Source organism: Oerskovia sp. NPDC056781 (assembly GCF_042789955.1).
GTDB lineage: Bacteria > Actinomycetota > Actinomycetes > Actinomycetales > Cellulomonadaceae > Oerskovia > Oerskovia rustica.
The window spans coordinates 1-19593 of the sequence record NZ_JBHUAD010000059.1; the positions used below are offsets into that span (position 1 = coordinate 1).

At 72.7% G+C, this 19593-nt stretch carries 14 protein-coding genes; 8 read left to right on the forward strand and 6 right to left on the reverse strand.

The window, feature by feature from the left end:
- Positions 1-135: 135 nt before the first annotated feature.
- On the reverse strand, positions 136-2865 hold the full coding sequence (adhE, locus tag ACFRCR_RS07535; protein ID WP_377676446.1) for a bifunctional acetaldehyde-CoA/alcohol dehydrogenase: 2730 nt from the start codon (positions 2863-2865) through the stop codon (positions 136-138).
- Between the two features lie 188 nt (positions 2866-3053).
- Between adhE and ACFRCR_RS07540 the strand changes: the two genes are divergently transcribed.
- Positions 3054-5237 carry a prolyl oligopeptidase family protein gene (locus ACFRCR_RS07540; protein ID WP_377676448.1) on the forward strand — a complete coding sequence of 728 codons (2184 nt, stop codon included), beginning with the start codon at positions 3054-3056 and terminating at the stop codon, positions 5235-5237.
- 80 nt (positions 5238-5317) lie between these two features.
- Here the strand turns inward: ACFRCR_RS07540 and ACFRCR_RS07545 are convergent, their stop codons facing one another.
- Positions 5318-7795, reverse strand: a complete 2478-nt coding sequence (locus tag ACFRCR_RS07545; protein WP_377676450.1) for a glycoside hydrolase family 65 protein — start codon at positions 7793-7795, stop codon at positions 5318-5320.
- Positions 7795-8535 (reverse strand): HAD family hydrolase, encoded by a 741-nt coding sequence (locus ACFRCR_RS07550; protein WP_377676452.1) that lies wholly within the window; start codon positions 8533-8535, stop codon positions 7795-7797. Before ACFRCR_RS07550 ends, ACFRCR_RS07545 begins: the two co-directional genes overlap by 1 nt.
- 306 nt (positions 8536-8841) lie before the next feature.
- On the opposite strand from ACFRCR_RS07550, the gene ACFRCR_RS07555 reads away from it, so the two are divergent.
- Genes ACFRCR_RS07555 through ACFRCR_RS07575 form a run of 5 tightly spaced genes read left to right on the forward strand, consistent with a single transcriptional unit; the run spans position 8842 to position 13733 of the window.
- The gene (locus ACFRCR_RS07555; RefSeq protein ID WP_377676454.1) at positions 8842-9792 is read left to right on the forward strand and encodes an ABC transporter ATP-binding protein; all 951 of its coding nucleotides are present in this window, start codon (positions 8842-8844) and stop codon (positions 9790-9792) included.
- On the forward strand, positions 9789-10679 hold the full coding sequence (locus ACFRCR_RS07560; protein WP_377676455.1) for an ABC transporter permease subunit: 891 nt from the start codon (positions 9789-9791) through the stop codon (positions 10677-10679). Before ACFRCR_RS07555 ends, ACFRCR_RS07560 begins: the two co-directional genes overlap by 4 nt.
- Before the next feature lie 12 nt (positions 10680-10691).
- Positions 10692-11546, forward strand: coding sequence for a hypothetical protein (locus tag ACFRCR_RS07565; RefSeq protein ID WP_377676457.1), 855 nt, complete (start codon positions 10692-10694; stop codon positions 11544-11546).
- A 55-nt stretch (positions 11547-11601) separates the two neighbouring features.
- Positions 11602-13053, forward strand: a complete 1452-nt coding sequence (locus ACFRCR_RS07570) for a sensor histidine kinase (protein WP_377676459.1) — start codon at positions 11602-11604, stop codon at positions 13051-13053.
- A complete protein-coding gene (locus ACFRCR_RS07575; RefSeq protein WP_377676461.1) occupies positions 13050-13733 on the forward strand; it encodes a response regulator in 684 nt (227 codons plus the stop codon). Before ACFRCR_RS07570 ends, ACFRCR_RS07575 begins: the two co-directional genes overlap by 4 nt.
- A gap of 8 nt (positions 13734-13741) precedes the next feature.
- Here ACFRCR_RS07575 and ACFRCR_RS07580 read toward each other — a convergent pair whose 3' ends face one another.
- Positions 13742-14806, reverse strand: coding sequence for a hypothetical protein (locus ACFRCR_RS07580; RefSeq protein WP_377676462.1), 1065 nt, complete (start codon positions 14804-14806; stop codon positions 13742-13744).
- Between the two features lie 225 nt (positions 14807-15031).
- Between ACFRCR_RS07580 and ACFRCR_RS07585 the strand changes: the two genes are divergently transcribed.
- Positions 15032-15589 (forward strand): ester cyclase, encoded by a 558-nt coding sequence (locus ACFRCR_RS07585; protein ID WP_377676464.1) that lies wholly within the window; start codon positions 15032-15034, stop codon positions 15587-15589.
- 22 nt (positions 15590-15611) lie between these two features.
- Here the strand turns inward: ACFRCR_RS07585 and mnmA are convergent, their stop codons facing one another.
- Positions 15612-16871 carry a tRNA 2-thiouridine(34) synthase MnmA gene (gene mnmA, locus ACFRCR_RS07590; RefSeq protein WP_377676466.1) on the reverse strand — a complete coding sequence of 420 codons (1260 nt, stop codon included), beginning with the start codon at positions 16869-16871 and terminating at the stop codon, positions 15612-15614.
- Positions 16868-18139 (reverse strand): cysteine desulfurase family protein, encoded by a 1272-nt coding sequence (locus ACFRCR_RS07595; protein ID WP_377676467.1) that lies wholly within the window; start codon positions 18137-18139, stop codon positions 16868-16870. Before ACFRCR_RS07595 ends, mnmA begins: the two co-directional genes overlap by 4 nt.
- 258 nt (positions 18140-18397) lie before the next feature.
- Between ACFRCR_RS07595 and ACFRCR_RS07600 the strand changes: the two genes are divergently transcribed.
- Positions 18398-19471, forward strand: a complete 1074-nt coding sequence (locus ACFRCR_RS07600) for a phosphotransferase family protein (protein ID WP_377676469.1) — start codon at positions 18398-18400, stop codon at positions 19469-19471.
- The last annotated feature ends 122 nt before the right edge of the window (positions 19472-19593 follow it).

A 19593-nucleotide genomic window follows, 5' to 3' on the forward strand; every position in this document is an offset into this window, starting at 1 on the left:
TCCCCGAGGTGGGTCGGTGGGCGCGGGCGAGCGGCGCCACCCGGCAGGACGCGCCACCCGACCGTGACCCGTACCGCTCGGGTCGTCGTGCGGGCTACCGGCGTCCGGGCTGCTCCCCGGACGCCGGTGCCCAGATCACTTCGAGGGCTCGTCCGCGGCGGGGGCCGCGGCCTTCTTCTCGGCGGTCTTGCGGGCTGCCTCCTCGGTGGCCTTGCGCTCGGCGCGGACCTCCTCGCGGCTCGTGCCGTAGTACGCCGCGACCATGATGTCCTTCATGTCCTCGAGCATCGGCAGCCGCGGGTTCGCGGGGGCGCACTGGTCCTCGTAGGCGCGCATCGACAGGGCGTCGAGGCCTCCGATGAACTCGCGCTCCGAGACACCCTGCTCCTTGAACGAGCGCTCGATCCCGACCTTGGCGCGCAGCTCCTCGACGGCCCGGGCGTAGGACTCGACAGCCTGCTCGGGCGTCGAGGCCGGGAGACCCAGGTGCTTGGCGATCTGCTGGTAGCGCTCGTGCGCGATGTACTTCTCCGCCTTGGGCCAGCCCGTGACCTTGGTCGGGATCTGCCCGTTGTAACGGATCGCGTGCGGCAGGAAGATCGCGTTCGTGCGGCCGTGGACCAGACCGAACGTCGAGCCGACCGTGTGGGCCATCGCGTGGACGATCCCGAGGAACGCGCTGCCGAACGCCATGCCGGCGATCGTGGCCGCGTTGTGCATCTTCTCGCGGGCCTCGGGGGCGGCCGCGCCCTGCGTGACGGAGGCCTCGATGTGCTCGAAGACCAGCTTGATCGCGTGCAGCGCCAGGCCGTCCGTGAAGTCGTTCGCGTAGACCGACACGTAGGCCTCGGTCGCGTGGGTCAGGGCGTCGAAGCCCGAGTCCGCCGCGAGCTTCGCGGGCATCGTCGCGGTCAGGACCGGGTCGATGATCGCCACCGACGGGGTCAGTGCGTAGTCGGCGAGGGGGTACTTGTACCCGGTGGCGTGGTCCGTGATGACCGCGAACGGCGTGACCTCCGAGCCCGTGCCCGACGACGTCGGGATGCAGACGAGCTTGGCCAGGTCACCCAGGGTCGGGAACTTGAACGCGCGCTTGCGGACGTCGAAGAACTTCTCGCGCAGGTCCGAGAACGCCATCTCCGGGTGCTCGTACTTGAGCCACATGACCTTTGCGGCGTCCATGGGCGACCCGCCGCCGATCGCGACGATCGTGTCGGGCTTGAAGTCGCGCATCATCTCCGCGCCCTTCTCGACCGTCTCGACGCTCGGCTCGGGCTCGACCTGGTCCATGATCTGGATCGAGACCTTGTTCGGGCGACGACCCAGGACGTCGAGGACCTTGTCGACGATCCCGATCTGGCTCATGACCTTGTCCGTGACGATGGTGACGCGCTCGACGTCGGGCATCTGGGCCAGGTACTGGATCGAGTTCGGCTCGAAGTACGTCTTCGGCGGGATCTTGAACCACTGCATGTTGTTGTTACGACGTCCGATCCGCTTGACGTTGACGAGGTTGACGGCCGACACGTTGTTCGACACCGAGTTGTGGCCGTAGGAGCCGCAACCGAGCGTCAGCGACGGGATCAGCGCGTTGTAGATGTCACCGATGCCGCCGAGAGCCGACGGCTGGTTCCACAGGATGCGGACGGCCTTGACACGCTGGCCGAACTCCTCCGCGATGTCCTTGTCCTCGGTGTGGATCGCGCCCGAGTGGCCCAGGCCGTCGAACTCCACCATCTGCTCGGCGAGCGAGATGCCGTGGTCGGTCGACTCGGCGCGAAGCACCGCGAGCACGGGGCTGAGCTTCTCGCGCGTCAAGGGCTCGGCAGGGCCGACCTGGCTGCACTCCGCGAGGATGATCGAGGTGCCGTCGGGGACCGAGAAGCCTGCCTGCTCCGCGATCCACTGGGGGCTCTTGCCGACGATCGTGGCGTTGAGCTTGGCACCGGCGCAGTTCGCGCCGCCGGCCTCGACCCCGAAGATGAAGCGCTCGAGCATCGCCTTCTCCTCGGGGTTCGCGAGGTAAGCGTGCATGTGGGCGAACTCGGCGAGGGCCGCGTCGTAGATCTCGGTGTCGAGGATGACGGCCTGCTCCGAGGCGCACACCATGCCGTTGTCGAAGCCCTTGGACAGGACCACGTCGTTGACGGCGCGGCCGAGCTTGGCGGTCTTCTCGATGTAGGCGGGGACGTTGCCCGCACCGACGCCGAGGGCCGGCTTGCCGGCCGAGTAGGCGGCGCGGACCATGGCGTTGCCGCCCGTGGCGAGGATCAGCGAGACGCCGTCGTTGTTCATGAGTGCCGACGTGGCCTCGAGCGAGGGCTGCTCGACCCACTGGATGCAGTCCTCGGGGGCGCCCTCGGCCACGGCGGCGTCCCGCACGACGCGGGCTGCGGCGACCGAGCACTTCTGGGCGCTGGGGTGGAACGCGAAGATGATGGGGTTGCGCGTCTTGAGCGCGATGAGCGACTTGAAGATCGCGGTCGAGGTCGGGTTGGTGACCGGGGTGATGCCCGCGACCACGCCGACCGGCTCGGCGATCTCGACGATGCCCGTGAGCTCGTCGCGACCGATGACGCCGACCGTCTTGAGGTTGGCCATCGAGTTGGGCACGTGCTCGCACGCGAAGATGTTCTTGGTGGCCTTGTCCTCGAAGACGCCGCGTCCGGTCTCGGAGACCGCGAGCTGCGCGAGGCGGCCGTGCTCGTGGAGCGCCGCGACGGACGCCTTCTTCACGATGCGGTCGATGTCCTCCTGGGTGAAGGCGTCGTACTGCTTGAGCGCCTTGAGACCACGGTCGACGAGGGCGTCGATCTCGGTGACTCCGGCGGGGGCCTTGACGGGGGCCTTGCTCGTGCTGCTCACGTTGCTCCTCCAGTGACCCGAGCGGCCGGGTCTGCGTGGTGTCTTTCCCTTGCTTGTGAATACTTTCACAAGGTACGGATAGATGCAAGTGCTGTCCGTGTGGACCATGGAACGCTCCTCGCGCGAGCCGCTCCCCCCGAAGATCTATGCATGCCCGGTCCCACGGATCGGTCGCCTAGTGTGTTCGCATGAGTGCTGAGAACGTCGTGACCGACGCGCCCACCGGACAGCCGACCACGCCGCACGACCCGTACCTGTGGCTCGAAGAGGTCGAGGGGCGCGAGGCGCTCACCTGGGTCCAGGGCCGCAACGCCGAGACCGCCGCGACGATCGAGGCCACGAGCGAGTTCGCCCGGACCGAGCAGGCCGTCCGCGAGGTCCTCGACTCCGACGACAAGATCCCCGACGTCTCGAAGATCGGCGAGCACTACTACAACTTCTGGCGCGACGCGCAGCACGAGCGGGGCGTCTGGCGCCGCACGACGCTCGACTCGTACCGCACCGACCACCCCGAGTGGGAGCTCGTGCTCGACCTCGACGCGCTGGGCGAGGCCGAGGGGCAGAGCTGGGTCTGGCACGGTGCGAGCGTCCTGCGCCCCGCCCCGGGCGGCGAGTGGCGCCACGCACTGGTCGATCTGTCCCCCGGCGGCTCCGACGCCGACGTGACCCGCGAGTTCGACCTCGTCACGAAGCAGTTCGTCGCCCCCGAGGACGGCGGGTTCTACCGCGAGGAGTCCAAGGGTGGGCTCGGGTGGATCGACACCGACACGGTGTACGTCTTCACGGACTTCGGACCGGGCTCGATGACCCCCTCGGGATACCCCCGGATCGTCAAGCGCTGGCGCCGCGGCACCCCGGTCACCGAGGCCTCGGTCGTGTACGAGGGCGAGCCCGAGGACATGTACATCTTCGGCTGGCGCACGCACTCCCCCGGCTTCGAGCGCGACTTCGTCGGCCGCTCGATCGCGTTCTACGACAGCGAGACGTACCTCGTCCAGGACGCCGGCACGCCCGAGGAGCGCCTCGTCAAGATCGACGTCCCGCGCTCGGCCGAGGTCGGCGTCAAGCGCGAGTGGATGCTCGTCGAGCTGCGCGACGACTGGACCGTCGGCGGCACCACCTACCTCGCGGGGTCGTTGCTCGCGACCCGCTTCGAGGACTTCCTCGCCGGGGCGCGCGGCTTCACCGTCCTGTTCGAGCCCACGCCCACGTCGTCGCTCGCCGGGGCCACGTGGACCGCGCACCACCTCGTGGTCAACGTCCTGGAGGACGTCAAGAACCGCCTCCACGTGCTGACGCCGCCCTCCTCGGACACGGGAACGGACGCCGACGCACAGGGCCGTGGATGGTCCCGCAGCGAGCTGCCCGGCCTGCCGACCATCGGCACGGTCGTCGTGGGCGCCGTGGACTCCGAGGAGAGCGACGACGTCTGGCTCGTGGTGACCGACTACCTCACGCCCTCGACGCTCTCGCTCCTGTCGGTGGGCGCGGGCACCGACCCCGAGGTGCTCAAGTCGAGCCCCGCCTTCTTCGACGCCTCGGGCCTGGTCATCGACCAGCACTTCGCCGTGTCCGACGACGGCACGCGAGTCCCGTACTTCGTCGTCGGGCGTGAGGAGCTCGTCCGCCCGGAGTCCGGTGCCGGGGCGGACGTCGAGGCGGACGACGCGCCCGTGGGCGCCGCTCCCACGCTCCTCTACGGCTACGGCGGCTTCGAGGTCTCGCTGACCCCCGGCTACTCCGGAGGACTCGGACGAGCATGGCTCGCCGACGGCGGCGTGTACGTCGTCGCGAACATCCGCGGCGGCGGCGAGTACGGCCCGTCCTGGCACCAGGCCGCCCTCAAGTCCAAGCGCCACAAGGCCTACGAGGACTTCGCGGCCGTCGCGCGCGATCTCGTCGCCCGCGGCATCACGACCCCCGAGCACCTCGGCATGGAGGGCCGCAGCAACGGCGGCCTCCTCGCGGGCAACATGCTCACGCAGTACCCCGACCTCTTCGGCGCCGTGATCGTGGGCGTCCCGCTCCTCGACATGCTGCGCTACACGCACCTGCTCGCCGGGGCGTCGTGGGCCGCCGAGTACGGCGACCCGGACGACCCCGAGCAGTGGGAGTTTATCAGGACGTTCTCGCCCTACCACCTGTTCGACGCCGAGCGCGAGTACCCGCCCGTGCTCTTCACGACATCGACCAAGGACGACCGGGTCCACCCCGGGCACGCCCGCAAGCTCGCCGCGAAGATGCTCGCGGCCGGCAAGGACGTGACGTACTACGAGAACGTCGAGGGTGGGCACGGCGGCGCCGCGAACAACGCCCAGGCCGCGCACATGGCCGCGATCCACTACCGCTTCCTGCGGGAACAGCTCGCCTGACGCCGGGCTCCCCGGACGCACGGAGGGCGGGTCCCCCGGGGAACCCGCCCTCTCGGCGTCTGGAACGAACGACCGGCGGGCTACGAGTGCGGAACCGTCGCGGTGATGAGCGTCCCGTCCTCGCGACGGTTGCCGGTCAGGTCACGCAGGCTCGGCACTCCCTGGCGGACGGGCCCCTGGCCGTCGAGGGCAACCGTCACGGGCCCGCCCGCGCCGACGCGCACGGCCTCGCCGCGCACCAGCACCTCGGCGCTCTCGCCCGTCTCGCACACGAACGTGATCGCGTCGGCCGTGACCGTGACCTTCAGCCGTGCCCCGCGCAGGGACACGCGGAACGTCAGGGACTCCCACGCCTGCGGCAGGCGCGGGTCGAAGCTGATGCGACCGCAGTCGTCGCGCATGCCGCCGAACCCGAACGCCAGCGCCGACCACGTCCCGCCGGCCGAGGCGACGTGCACGCCGTCGGACGCGTTGGCGTGGCGGTTCTCCAGGTCGACCAGCAGCGACGACGTGAAGTACTCGAGCGCGAGCTCGTGGTACCCGACCTCGGCCGCGATGATCGACTGGACCACGCCCGAGAGCGTCGAGTCGCCCGTGGTCAACGGGTCGTAGTACTCGAAGTCGGCCAGCTTCTCCTCGGGCGTGAACTCGGCCCCCTGGAGGAACAGCGCGAGGACGACGTCCGCCTGCTTGAGCACCTGGTAGCGGTAGATGACGAGCGGGTGGTAGTGGAGCAGCAGGGGCCGCTTGTTCGCGGGGGTCGCCGCGAGGTTCCAGATCTCGCGCTCCAGGAAGTGCGAGTCCTGCGGGTGGATGCCCAGGTGCTCGGCGTACGGGATCGACATGCGCTCTGCCGCGTGCGACCACTCGGCCGTCTCCTCCGCCGAGACCCCCAGCCGGATCCTGAGCCGCTCGTAGTCGTGCGGCGCGTCCAGGCGCATGGCGTCGAGCGTCTCGGCCGCCACCCGCAGGTTGAAGCGGGCCATGACGTTGGTGAAGAGGTTGTCGTTGACGACCGTCGTGTACTCGTCGGGTCCTGTGACGCCGTGGATGTGGAAGTGGTCGTCGCCATTGGCCCGCCAGAAACCGAGGTCGGCCCACATGCGCGCGGTCTCCACGAGGATGTCGACGCCCTCGCGCTCCAGGAAGTCCTGGTCACCCGTCGCCCGCACGTACTGCATGAGGGCGTAGGACACGTCGGCGTCGATGTGGTACTGCGCGGTGCCCGCGGCGTAGTACGCCGAGGCCTCCTCGCCGTTGATCGTGCGCCACGGGAACAGCGCGCCCTCCTGCGAGAGCTGCCCGGCGCGGCGGCGGGCGGCGTCGAGCATCTGGTAGCGGAAGCGCAGCGCGTTGCGCGCGTACCGCGGGCTCGTGTACGTCAGGAACGGCAGCACGTAGATCTCGGTGTCCCAGAAGTAGTGGCCGCCGTAGCCCGAGCCCGTGAGGCCCTTGGCGGGGACGCCGTTGCCCTCGGCGCGGGCCGTGGCCTGCGCGAGCTGGTAGATGTTCCACCGCACGGCCTGCTGGATCTCGGGCTGCCCCGGGATCTCGACGTCGGAGCGCGCCCAGAAGTCGTCGAGGAACTCGCGCTGCTCGGCGTGCTGGAACGCGACGCCCTCCTCGCGCACGCGGTCGAGCGTGCGACGGCACCGGTCGATGAGCTCGCGCGCAGGCACCCCGCGGGACGTGTGGTAGGCCACGGTCTTGGTGAGCCGGACCGGCTTGCCCGGCTCGGCCTGGATCCGGTAGACGTGCTTGGCCAGGTCCTCGTCCACCTGGGTGCGCACCTCGTGGGTGTTCTCCGTGACCAGCTCGTCGTCCGCGGCGACCGCGATCGTCATGCCCGAGTTGGTGCACCGGTAGGACAGCACGAGGCGCTGGTCGTCGCCCCACTGGGCCTGCGGCTGCAGGACGCGCTCGGTGAACTGGTTGGCCTTGCGCGGGTCGAAGCCCTGCCCCATCGCGGCCGACGGGACGTGGTACTCGTCCTGCCCGTCCTGCCGGTTGAGGATCTGGGACGAGATCGCGATGGGGGCCGGGTCGTCCAGCATCGTGACCTCGAACGTGATGACGGCCAGGTGGCGCTCCACGAACGAGACCATGCGCTCGGACTTCACCAGGACGCGCTTGCCCGACGGCGTGCGCCACAACAGCTCGCGCCGCAGCACGCCGTCGGCCATGTCGAGCGACCGCTCGTAGGAGACGAGGTCCGCGACGGGCAGCAGGAGCGGCTCGTCGTCGACGTAGAGCCGGATGATCTTGACGTCCGGGACGTTGACGATGGTCTGCCCGACCTCGGCGAACCCGTACGCCTCCTCGGCGTGGTGGATGCGCCACGTCTCGTGGAAGCCGTTGATGAACGTGCCCTGCGTGTGGGACTCGCGCCCCTCCTCGACGTTGCCCCGCATGCCGAGGTACCCGTTGCCGACCGAGAAGAGGGTCTCGGTGACGCCGAGGTCGTGCGCGGAGTAGCGGTTCTCGGTGAGCCGCCACGGGTCCGCCGGGAAGCGGCTGCGGTCGACGGTCCCGTCGAAGCCGTGCTCGAACCCGGCCATCAGCGGGCCCCCTCGTGCGCCGGGCGGTCCAGGACCGTCGCGTCGAGCTCGCCCAGGTCGGCCACGACGACGTCGGCGCCGTGCTCCGTCAGGGCATCCGCCCCGACCCCGCGGTCCACCCCGACGACGAGCCCGAAGTCGCCGGCCGCTCCCGCCTGGACGCCCGAGATCGCGTCCTCGATCACGATCGCGGCGGTCGTCGGGACGCCCAGGAGCTGGGCCGCGTACTCGTAGGTCGCGGGCGAGGGCTTGCCGTCGAGCCCCTGCGCGGCCGCGACGGCGCCGTCCACGACGACCTCGAAGCGGTCCGCGATCCCCGCGGCCGCCAGGACCGACGGGGCGTTGCGCGACGACGAGACGACCGCGACGAGCGCCCCGGCACCGGTCACGGCGTCGAGGAACGCGATCGAGCCCGCGTACGGCTCGATGCCCTCCTCGACGAACATCGCATTGACGATCTCGTTCTTCTTGTTGCCCAGCGCGCAGACCGTGCCCTCCCCGGGGGCATCGTCGATCGTGCCCCACGGGAGCTCGATCCCGCGCGAGGCGAGCATCGTGGCGACCCCGTCGAAGCGGGGCTTGCCGTCGATGTGCGCGAAGTAGTCCGCCGACGTGTACGGCGCGACCCCGCGCTCGGCGCACAGCGGCGCGAACAGGCGTTCCCAGGCGCGCATGTGGACCTCGGCGGTCGGTGTCAGGACACCGTCGAGGTCGAAGAGGACGGCGTGCAGAGCGGGCATCGCGCTCCTTCGGGAGAGTGGACGGACGAGGGAGCGCCGCGAGTTCGGCACCTCCCTCCGAGCCTACGCACCAGGGGGCGCCACGGCGAAAACGAGGAGGGGCGCGCGGGCGCGCGGGCACGTGACCGCGCTCTGCACCGAGCGGTGCTCCGTTCCCGGGACGACCTGCCTCCTCCTCCAGGAGGAGGAGCGCCCGCCACAGATCTCGGCCGTCGGGAGGTGCTGCCCCCCTGAGCCGCGTCCGTAGCGTCGACGACGGACGGGGAGCACGCGCCGACCAGGCGGCCCGACGACGACAGGAGACGCATGATCCAGGTAGAGGCACTGACGAAGCGCTACGGGCCCACGACGGCCGTGGACGGGCTGACGTTCACGGCTCGCCCGGGGACGGTGACCGGGTTCCTCGGTCCGAACGGCGCCGGGAAGTCGACGACGATGCGGATGATCGTCGGGCTCGAACGCCCCACGTCGGGAACCGCGACGGTCGGCGGCCGCCGGTATGCCGACCTGCCCGCGCCGCTGCACGCGGTCGGCGTCATGCTCGACGCGCGCTCCGTCCACCCGGGGCGCACGGCGTTCCGCCACCTCCTCGCGCAGGCCCGTACCCACGGCATCTCCCGTTCACGCGTGGACGAGGTGATCGGGTCGACCGGTCTCGAGTCCGTCGCCGGGCGCCGGGCCGGGACCTACTCGCTGGGCATGGGGCAGCGCCTCGGGATCGCCGGTGCCCTGCTCGGCGACCCCGAGACCCTGATCCTCGACGAACCGGTCAACGGCCTCGACCCGGACGGGGTCCTGTGGGTGCGCGGGCTCGTCCGGAGCCTCGCGGCCGAGGGCCGCACGGTCTTCCTCTCGTCGCACCTCATGCACGAGCTCTCGCTGTGCGCCGACCGGGTCGTGATCATCGGCAAGGGCCGACTGCTCGCCGACGCCTCGGTGTCCGAGCTCGTCCAGCGCTCCGAGCACGCGAGCACGGTCCGTGTCCGCACGACCGATCCCGACCTGCTCACGACGGCCCTCGTAGGCCTCGGCGCCGACGTGGTGCCGCACGAGCACGGGGTGCTGAACGTCCAGGGTGCGTCGGTCGACGAGGTCGGCGCGGCCGCTGCTCGCTGCGGCGCGACCGTCCTGGAGCTCGCGACCGACGGCGGCTCCCTCGAGGACGCCTACCTGCACCTCACCGCCGACGCCGTCCAGTACCGGGGCGGCAGCGCCGACGGCACGGCGACCGGCACGTCCGCCGGAGCGGTCCGATGAGCGCCCTCACCGCCTCCACCGCGGGAGGCGCCCGCGCGCGGGCGGGCGGGCCTGCGGTCCGTCGCGGCCCGACCTTCCCCCGCGTCGTCGCCTCGGAGTGGACCAAGCTCACGAGCCTGCGGTCCACGACGGTGATCGCGGCCGCGACGGTCGTGGTGTCGTGGGCACTGACGTACCTGGCCGCGAACGCCTCGTCGGTCGACCCGGGGTTCGTCCCGCTCGACTCGCTCACGGCGGGGCTCCTGCTCGCCCAGGTCGGTCCGCTGGTCCTGGGCATACTCGCCGGGACGGGTGAGTTCACCACGGGCACGTTCCGCTCGACCTTCACGGCCGTCCCCCGGCGGCTGCCCGTGCTCGCCGCGCAGGTGGTCGTGGTAGGAGCGTGGGGGCTCCTGGTCGCAGCCGCTGCCGTGGGTGCCGCCGTCGTGGCCCTGGTGCCGGCAGCGTCCTCGCGCGGGATCTCGCTGGACCTGACCGGTGCCGGGACCCCGCAGGTCCTGGCCGGCATGGCGACGTTCCTCGTCGCCATGGCGTTGCTCGGCCTGGCGGTCGGCGCGCTGCTGCGCAGCCCGGTCCCCGCCGTCGCGGTCACGGTCGTCCTGGTGCTCGTCCTGCCCGTCGTCCTCTCGCTGGGCTCCGAGCTGGCCACCGACCCGATGTCCGCTCCCACGGACGGCAGCGTGTCGTCGCAGCAGTCCGCCGTGAACACCGTGGTGACGGTCCTGCCCGGCGGTGCGGCCGAGGTCCTCGTCCGGGGACCGGGAAGCAGCGGCATCGAGGGAGCCCCGGACCTCGGCCCCTGGGGCGGGGCGCTCGTGCTCGCCTGCTGGGTCCTGGTCCCCCTCGCGGTCGCCGCGGTCCGCCTGCGCGCCCGCGACGTGGTCTGAGGAGGACGACCGATGAGCCACCTTCTCGACCGACCCGCTGCCCCCGTCCCCCGGAGCGCCACGAGCGCCCGGAGCGCCCGGAGCGCCCGGGGCGCCACGGTCGCTCGCGCGCTCGTGGCCGAGTGGACCAAGATCACGGGCCTGCGCTCGACCGCCTGGCTCGCGGCAGCCACCGTCGTCACGGCGGCCGCCCTCGCCTTCGGTCTGGGCCTGTTCGTCCGACCGGGGGGTGCGGGGAGCGGGGCGTCGCTCGCGGTCGCGGGCCACGTGCTCGCACAGCTCGGTCCGCTCGCCCTGGGCGTGCTGGTCGGTACGGGCGAGTATGCGACCGGCACCTTCCGGGCGACGTTCACGGCCGTCCCACGACGTCTGCCGGTCCTCGGTGGCCAGACCGTGGTCACGGCCGGTTGGGGGGCCGCGACCGCAGCCGCAGCGGTCGGCGCCTCGCTCCTCGTCACGTCGGGGCAGCGCTCCGGTGCCGGGCTCGTCGTCGATGCCGCAGACACCGAGACCGTCCGTCTCCTGGCGGGCTACGTGCTTCACCAGACGGGCGTCGCGCTGCTCGGGCTCGCGATCGGCGCGCTCCTGCGTCGAGCCACCGGGGCGTTCGTCACGGCGATCATGCTGCTGCTCGTCCTCGACCAGTTCCTCGCCGCGAACCCGGGTCGGCTCACGGACACCCTGCGGGCCCTCCTGCCGGCAGCCGGTGCCCGCCTGGTCCAGGGCGACGCCCAGATCACGGTGCTGGACGCGGCAAGCCTCGGGCCGGACCTCGGGGCGTGGGGTGGCGGCCTGGTCCTTCTCCTGTGGGTCGTCGCTCTGCTCGGCGCGGCCGCATATCGCCTGCGTCGCCATGACCTCTCCTGACCCGCGCCGAGCGGCGGGCCCCTCGGGCCGGACGATCGATGGGACAGTGGAGGCCATGCCCACTCCGCGCGCGGCCGCCCCGCAGACCCCCGCGCCGCTGGCCACGTCCGTCCTGACCGAGATGCAGGCCCTGCACACCGGTCCGCTCGGGCGCCTCGTCGCGGCCCGACCGTGGATCGCGGACCTCGCCCTCGCTCTCGTCGTGATCCTGCTCGGCCTCGTGACGGCCGAGCTGGCCCGCTCGACGGTCTACGGGTCGACCGGCCTGGGCATGTTCTTCCCTGGCGCGTCCGCGGCACGGGTGGTCCCAGCGGTCTGGTGGGTGGGGGCCGTCGTCGGGGCGGTGCTCCTGACGGTGCGGCGGGCGGCCCCGCTGGTCGTCACGACCATGCTGACCGCCCTCGCCGTCGGGTCGCTGGCCACCGCAGGAGTGCTGGGCGTCGTCGGCGTGTGCCTCGCGTGCGCCCTCTGCACGGTCGCGGCCACGCGCACGCCGCGCACGACCTGGATCACGTGCGCGACGGTCTTCCTCGTCGTGACGGTCGCCCTCTGGTACTGGCAGGACATCGGGCTCGCCGAGCTCCTCCTGTGGAGCGATCCCGCTCTGGCCTCGCTCGACGAGCCCGGGAGGCGACTCCCGGCACCGCCGTTCTCCGGGGGTCGCCGGTCCTTCTCGGCACTCCTCCTCCTCGGGCTCCTGCTGCTGGGCGTCGCGACCGGCGCGGTGGCACGCGCCAGGCGCCAGCACGCGCACGACCTCGTGGAGCGCTATGCCGCGATGGCCCGCGAGCGCGACCAGAGCGCCGCTCTCGCGCGGGTCTCCGAGCGGGCGCGGATCGCGCGCGAGATGCACGACGTGGTCGCGCACAGCGTGTCGGTCATGGTCGCTCTGTCGGACGGAGCCGGGGCCGCTCTCGACCGGGCCCCCGAACGCTCGCGCGAGGCGCTGCGCGAGCTCTCCCGGACGGGGCGGGGTGCGCTGTCCGACATGCAGGGCGTCCTCGGCGCGCTCGACCCCGGCGAGAGCGCCGACGCGGGGACGGGCGGATCCGCGGTGCCTGTCGCAGCCGACCTCACGATGATCGTCGAACGCTTCCGGGCCGCCGGCATCCCGGTCCGCGCACGGGGCCTCGACGTCGACCTCCCCCAGGACACCGCGCTGCGGCTGGCCGTCGCCCGCGTCGTGACGGAGGCGCTGACCAACGTGCTCCGGCATGCTCCGGGCACCCCACGTGCCGAGGTCGCCGTGCGACGCGGCCCGTCGGGACTCGAGGTCGAGGTGCTCGACGACGGCGGTACCCGGCCGGGGACGGGCGGCGGCTCCGGGCGGGGCATCCTCGGCATGCGCGAGCGCGCCGCGCTCCTCGACGGTCGCGTCGAGGCCGGCCCCCGACCCGGTGGAGGGTGGCGTGTGCGCGTCGTCCTGCCGTTCGACGACCGACGACCGGCACCGGTCCAGGGCGCGAGGCGCGGCAGGACCGAAGGACCGGACGGAGGCCAGCAATGACGACGGTGCTGCTCGTGGACGACCAGGCGCTCCTGCGCCTGGGGTTCCGCCTCGTGATCGAGTCCGAGCCCGACCTCGAGGTCGTCGGCGAGGCCTCCGACGGCCAGGTCGCGATCGCCCAGACCGCGGCCCTGGCCCCCGACGTCGTGGTCATGGACATCCGCATGCCGGGCATGGACGGCATCGAGGCCACCCGGCGCATCGTCTCGGAGCACCCGGCGACACGGGTGCTCGTCCTGACCACCTTCGACGTCGACGAGTACGCGTTCGCGGCGCTGCGCTCGGGGGCGAGCGGCTTCCTGCTCAAGAACGCCCTGCCCGAGGAGCTCGTCACGGCGATCCGCACCGTGGCCGCGGGCAGCTCGATCGTCGCCCCGAGGATCGTGCGCCGCCTGCTCGACCTCTTCGCACCGCACCTGCCCACGGGCGAGGCCGCCCCGGCGACCGCTGACGACCTGAACCCGGCGCTGCGCACGCTCACCCCTCGCGAGCTCGACGTCCTGCGGTGCGTCGCCGAAGGACTGTCCAACGCCGAGATCGCCGAGCGACTGGTCCTCTCGGCGACCACGGTCAAGACGCACGTCGGCAACATGCTCGCCAAGCTCGGCGTCCGCGACCGTGTGCAGGCCGTGATCGTCGCCTACGAGAGCGGGCTCGCCGGGCAGGGCCGCCAGCCCTAGCCCGACGCTCAGTCCTGCGCCCGCTCCGCGAGCATCTCCGCGACCCGCCCCAGGTTCCCGAGCATCGCGCGGTTCTCGTCGATGCTCCCGAGCCGCTGCCCCGACCCCAGCCCCACTCCCCCCGCACGCGGCGCCGCGAGAAGCGTGACGTCGTCGAGCCCCGAGGACGGGAGACCGATCCGGCGCCACGGGACGGTCACGAGCGACGCGAGCTCGCCGAGGTTGGGCCCCGAGCACTGCGAGACCTTCGCGGGCGGCAGCCCGGCCCAGACCCCGACGCCGCGCTCCACCGCGCGCGCGGCCAGCTCCCAGCCCTTCTCGTCCCAGCCGTCGGCCCGCGCCGCGAGGTCCAGGCCGACGGCGTCGGCTCCGGCGAGGACGACGGGTGCGATCCCGACCCACGCGGGGCCCACGTGCACGACGCTGCGCGCACCCCCGTCCCGTACCGCCCCCAGGACCGCCTCGAGGCCCTCCACGATGGCGGGCCCCTCGACCGGTCGAAGCCGCGAGTACCCGGAGAACGTGGGCAGCACGCCCGCGTTGATCTGGCCCAGCAGCGGCTCGGAGACCTGCACCACGAGCTCGGCCCCCGGGACCTGCCGACGCACCTCGTCGAGGTGCGCCCGCACCCCGACGGCGAGCGACGCGGCCAGGTCGGCCCTCGCGCCCTGGTCGGCGAGGACCCGGTCGCCGCGCGCGAGGTACAGCTCGGCCGCGAGCGTCCACGGCCCCACGACCGACACCGCGAGCGGCCCGACGTACCCGTGCCCGGCGATCGCGAGTGCCCCCAGGTCGTCCCGGAGGAAGGCCCGCGCCCTGCGCTCGTCCATGCCCGGCCGGTCCGCGAGCTTCCACCCGTGCGGCCCGATCTCGACGGGCAGGTCCGCGAGCAGGGTCGCGGTGCGGCCCACGCCGTCGGCGCCCGGACCCCGTTGGGGCAGGCGCACGAGGAACGGGACGGGCGTCACTCCCGTGGGGACCTCGGCGAGGTCTCCGAAGATCATCTGCTGCGCCTCGAGGACGTCGGTGCCCTCGCCGCCGGGCCACGGCCCGTGGCCGCTGACTGACGTCATGTCCAGATCTCCTTGCTGTTCGACGTTCTCCAGGACCGTTCCGACGGCCGGGCCGGTCCACCAACTCCCCTGACTACCTGACGCTCCCCGGAGAACTCACCCGAGCATCACCCGCACGAACTCTTGCGGTGCCCCTCTCTCCGAGTGAAGGCTGATGAGTATGCACCACAGACCGTGACGACGCGGTGGCCGCTGGACCGACCCCGCCGGACGAGCGAGGCGGACATGAGCAGCAGCAGGCACGAGGCGACCGGGACCACCCTTCCCGGCGACCAGCACCACGAGGCGGCCACGACGACCGCCGGCGCGACCAACAAGGCGACCGCGATCGCGGTGCACACCCAGGCCATCCCCGGGAACCACGCCGAGGCGCTCGCGGCGCTCGTCGCCGCAGACTTCCACAACCACGACCCGGCTCCCGGCTGCTCGGGCGGCATCGAGGGTCTGGTCGCGACCATGCACTGGTTCTCGGACGCGTTCACCGACCAGCACGTCGAGGTGCTGCACGCGGTCGCGGAGGGCGACCTGGTGGCGCTGCACGTGGCGTTCAGCGCCCGGCACACGGGCTACTTCCGGGGCCTGGCGCCCACGGGCCGTCACTTCACGGTCCGCGAGATGCACATGCTGCGCTTCGTGGACGGGCGCGAGGCCGAGCACTGGGCGGTGCGCGACGACGCGTGGCTCGTGCGCGAGCTCAGCGAGCACCCCGTGGTCCCGACGAGCGCAGTGCTCGCCGCGACGCAGCCCGGCGCCGCGGTGGGGAGCGTCCCGGTCGCGGTGTGACGAGGCGCGCACGGCCGGTCGTTCAGCGGGCTGCGCCCGCCGCGCGCTGCGCCCGGTAGGCGCGCTGCACGGTCGACTGCCCGATCACGCGCGTGCCCTGGTAGACGACGAGCGACTGGCCGGCAGCCACGCCGCGCAACGTCTCGCCCGTGAGCTCGACCTCCGTCCGCGCGCCGTCGGCCGCGGCGCCGGGTGCCTCGCCGTCGTCCGCCTGCCCGACGACGGCGCGCACCCGCGCAGGCACCGGCGCCCCGTGGGCACGCACCTGGACCGACGCGTCGAACCAGCCGGACACCTGGACGGACGCTGCGCCGTCGGGCCCCGACCCCGCCTGCGCGGGCTCCCACCCGGCGGCTGCCAGGACGTCGTCCGCGAGCCACACCGAGCGGTCCCCCTCGATGCGGTCGACCGTGAGCAGCTCGGCCGGCCCCACGACGACCCGGTTGGAGACCGGCTCGACCTCGAGCACGTAGCGCGGCTTGCCGTCCGCGGCCGGGCGCCCCAGGGACAGGCCCTTGCGCTGGCCGACCGTGAACGCGTACGCGCCCTCGTGCTCGCCCAGGACCTCGCCCTCGGTGTCGACGATCTCGCCGGTGCGCGCCCCCAGGCGCGCCTTGAGGAAGCCCTGCGTGTCGCCGTCGGACACGAAGCAGATGTCGTAGGAGTCGGGCTTGTTCGAGACCGACAGGCCACGCCGCTCGGCCTCCGCGCGGACCTCGTCCTTGGACGCGAAGCCGCCCAGCGGGAAGATCGACCGGGCCAGCCGCTCCTGGCCCATGACCGCGAGCACGTACGACTGGTCCTTGGCGTCGTTGGGCGAACGGTGCAGCTCGCGGACCGTGCGCGTCACGGCCTCGCCGTCCGGACCGGGGACGGTGACCTCGCGCGTGACGACCTGCGCGTAGTGGCCCGTCGCGACCGCGTCGAAGCCCAGCGCCGTCGCCTTGTCGAGCAGCGCCTCGAACTTGATGTGCTCGTTGCAGCGCACGCACGGGTTGGGCGTGCGCCCAGCCTCGTACTCGGACAGGAAGTCCGCGACGACCGTGTCCTCGAAGCGCTCCGAGAGGTCCCACACGTAGTACGGGATGCCCAGCACGTCGGCGGCGCGACGCGCGTCGCCCGCGTCCTCGATCGAGCAACAGCCGCGCGAGCCCGCGCGGAACTGCTCGCGGTTGCGCGACAGGGCCATGTGCACGCCGACCACCTCGTGGCCGGCCTCGACCGCCAGGGCCGCCGCGACGGCGGAGTCCACCCCGCCGGACATCGCTGCCAGGACTCTCATACGGTCCTCCCCGTCGTGGCGGCCGGGCGCGTCCTCGGGGTCGCCCCGGGCCGGGCCGACGACGCGAGCCCCGCGGCCTGTGCCCGGGCCACGACCTGCGGCAGGGCGTCGAGGAGGCGGGCGACGTCGTCGGGCGTCGAGGTGGTCCCGAGCGAGAACCGCAGGGCACCGCGCGCGTCCTCCTCCGAGACCCCCATCGCAAGCAGGACGTGCGAGGGCTGCGGCACGCCGGCCTGGCACGCGGAACCCGTGGACGTCTGCACACCCGCGGAGTCGAGCAGGTACAGCAACGAGTCGCCCTCGGAGCCGGGGAACGTGAAGTGCGCGTTGCCGGGGAGGCGCAGGGACGGGTCCGCCAGCGGGTCGGGGCCGCGCAGCACGGCGTCGGGCACGGCCGCCCGCACGCCCCGGACCAGGTCGTCGCGCAGCGACGCGAGGTGCTCGGCCCGTTCCGCACGGCCCGCGACGGCCTCGGCCACCGCGACCGCGAACGCACGGATGGCAGGCGTGTCGAGCGTGCCCGAGCGCACGCCGCGCTCCTGCCCGCCGCCGTGCAGCACCGGGGTCAGGGGCAGCCCGCGCTTCGCGACCAGCGCGCCCACGCCCATGGGCCCCCCGAGCTTGTGGCCCGTGAGCGTCAGGGCGTCGAGGCCGCTCGCGGCGAAGTCCACGGGCACCTGCCCGACGGCCTGCACCGCGTCCGAGTGCACCGGGATGCCGTACGGTCGCGCGATCTGGACGACCTCCTGGACCGGCTGGATCGTGCCGACCTCGTTGTTCGCCCACATGACCGAGATGAGCGCGACCTCGTCGCCCTTGGCGGCGAGCTCGGCGCGCAGCGCGTCGAGGTCGAGCCTGCCGGCGTCGTCGACGGGCAGCAGGACGATCTCCGCACCCGTGTGCTCGGCCATCCAGAAGGCGGGGTCGAGCACCGCGTGGTGCTCGACCGCCGAGACCAGGATGCGTCGGCGGTGCGGCTCGGTGGTGCGCCGCCCCCAGAACAGTCCCTTGATCGCGAGGTTGTCCGACTCGGTGCCCCCCGCCGTGAAGATCACCTCGCTCGGGCGCGCGCCGAGCGCCGCCGCCACGGCCTCGCGCGACTCCTCGACGACGCGGCGCGCAGCCCGACCCGCCGCGTGCAGCGACGAGGGGTTGCCGGTCTGGGTGAGCTCCGCGACGAAGGCCTCGAGCGCGGCCGGCGACATGGGCGTCGTGGCTGCGTGGTCGAGGTAGGCGCCGTGCGAGGGCTCGGCGGGCGTGGCGGTCATGAGGCGATCACAGTCGTCCAGTCTACGAAGGTATTCGCGGGCCGCCGCCGCCAGAGTGGGCACGGGGGCCGTGAGTTCTGTGGAACATTGCTGGACAGCACAGGAAAAACCGATATCTTGACAGATGCTCGTTCGCCCCTCGGACCCTCGTCACCTGCCCGCCGCGACGCGTCGCGCGGCCGGGGTCTGCTCGTGAACGGCGACACCCCGACAGTGCTCCCTCCCGTCCCTCCTCACCCCGTGCGAGCGTTCTGCCCCATGCCCGACGACGTCGCGACCACCCGCGTGGTCCGCTCACCGCAGGACCCGCGCGCCCACGCGAGCGACCGCCTGCGGTGGGCGTCGCTCCCGCGCGAGCTCCGCGACGAGATCGAGGCTACGATGGAGGCTCACGTCGTCGAGGAGATCAGCGTCGTGAGCGGCTTCACGCCCGGGATGGGGTCGCTGCTGCGCCTGTCGACGGGTGAGCAGGTCTTCCTCAAGGCGGCCCGCACGCGAGACGCCCGGGAGTGCGCCGACCTGCACCGCACCGAGGCACGCATCGCGACCCGTCTGCCCGCAGCGGTCCCGACCCCACGCTTCCTGTGGGGCCACGGCGACGGCGACTGGATCGTGCTCGCCTACGAGGCCATCGACGGCTATCCCCCGCAGACCCCCTGGGATCCCGCGGTCCTCGCACGGGTCCTCGACACCCTCGACGACCTGGCCCGCATCCCCGGAGCCCGACAGATGTCGCTGCCGCCCGCCGGGCCACAGCTCGCGTCCGCCTCGATCGGGTGGGGCCGCATCCTGCGCGATCCTCCGGAGCACCTGTCCTCTCTCGCACCGTGGGCGGCTCGCCGCCTCTCCTCGCTCGCCGAGCTCGAGCTGGGCGTCCTCGTCGCGTGCGAGGGCGAGTCGATCGTCCACGGAGACATGCGGGCCCGGAACCTCACCGTCACGGACGACGCGGTCTACGTCCTCGACTGGCCCTACGCGATGCGCGGGGCCGGATGGCTGGACCTCGGGCACCTGCTCGTCACGGTCGGCGCGCAGGGCGTCGACGGGGTCTTCGACCCGCCGGAGGTGTCCGTGCCGGACGACGGCGGCACGCCCGTCGTGACGTGGGACGACGCCGAGCGAGCGGGAGCCTGGCTCACGGCCGTGTTCGACGACCACCCGCTCGGCGCCGAGGTGCACCCCGGTGACCTCCGGTCCATCGTCGGCGGGTTCGCGGGCTTCAGCATGGACGTCACGCGCAAGCCTGCCCCGGTGTCCGACCCGTGCCGCCCCACGGTGGCCCTGGGCCAGGCCGTCTCGGCCCTCGCCTGGCTCGAGCACCTGGGCCTCTGACCTGCTGGTCCGCCGTCGGGCCCGTCGTACGGAAGCCGCCAGGTGTGCGGAAGCCGGGCGTGCGGAAGCCGCCGGGCGTGCCAACGCCCCGGCGGGCGGGCCCGCCGGGGCGTCCATGGGGG

Excerpts from the sequence above, each read along its gene's own strand:
- ACFRCR_RS07540 (WP_377676448.1), top strand. The coding sequence starts at position 3,054 with ATGAGTGCTGAGAACGTCGTGACCGACGCGCCCACCGGACAGCCGACC.
- ACFRCR_RS07545 (WP_377676450.1), bottom strand. The coding sequence starts at position 7,795 with ATGGCCGGGTTCGAGCACGGCTTCGACGGGACCGTCGACCGCAGCCGC.
- ACFRCR_RS07550 (WP_377676452.1), bottom strand. The coding sequence starts at position 8,535 with ATGCCCGCTCTGCACGCCGTCCTCTTCGACCTCGACGGTGTCCTGACA.
- ACFRCR_RS07555 (WP_377676454.1), top strand. The coding sequence starts at position 8,842 with ATGATCCAGGTAGAGGCACTGACGAAGCGCTACGGGCCCACGACGGCC.
- ACFRCR_RS07560 (WP_377676455.1), top strand. The coding sequence starts at position 9,789 with ATGAGCGCCCTCACCGCCTCCACCGCGGGAGGCGCCCGCGCGCGGGCG.
- ACFRCR_RS07565 (WP_377676457.1), top strand. The coding sequence starts at position 10,692 with ATGAGCCACCTTCTCGACCGACCCGCTGCCCCCGTCCCCCGGAGCGCC.
- ACFRCR_RS07570 (WP_377676459.1), top strand. The coding sequence starts at position 11,602 with ATGCCCACTCCGCGCGCGGCCGCCCCGCAGACCCCCGCGCCGCTGGCC.
- ACFRCR_RS07575 (WP_377676461.1), top strand. The coding sequence starts at position 13,050 with ATGACGACGGTGCTGCTCGTGGACGACCAGGCGCTCCTGCGCCTGGGG.
- ACFRCR_RS07580 (WP_377676462.1), bottom strand. The coding sequence starts at position 14,806 with ATGACGTCAGTCAGCGGCCACGGGCCGTGGCCCGGCGGCGAGGGCACC.
- ACFRCR_RS07585 (WP_377676464.1), top strand. The coding sequence starts at position 15,032 with ATGAGCAGCAGCAGGCACGAGGCGACCGGGACCACCCTTCCCGGCGAC.
- mnmA (WP_377676466.1), bottom strand. The coding sequence starts at position 16,871 with ATGAGAGTCCTGGCAGCGATGTCCGGCGGGGTGGACTCCGCCGTCGCG.
- ACFRCR_RS07595 (WP_377676467.1), bottom strand. The coding sequence starts at position 18,139 with ATGACCGCCACGCCCGCCGAGCCCTCGCACGGCGCCTACCTCGACCAC.
- ACFRCR_RS07600 (WP_377676469.1), top strand. The coding sequence starts at position 18,398 with ATGCCCGACGACGTCGCGACCACCCGCGTGGTCCGCTCACCGCAGGAC.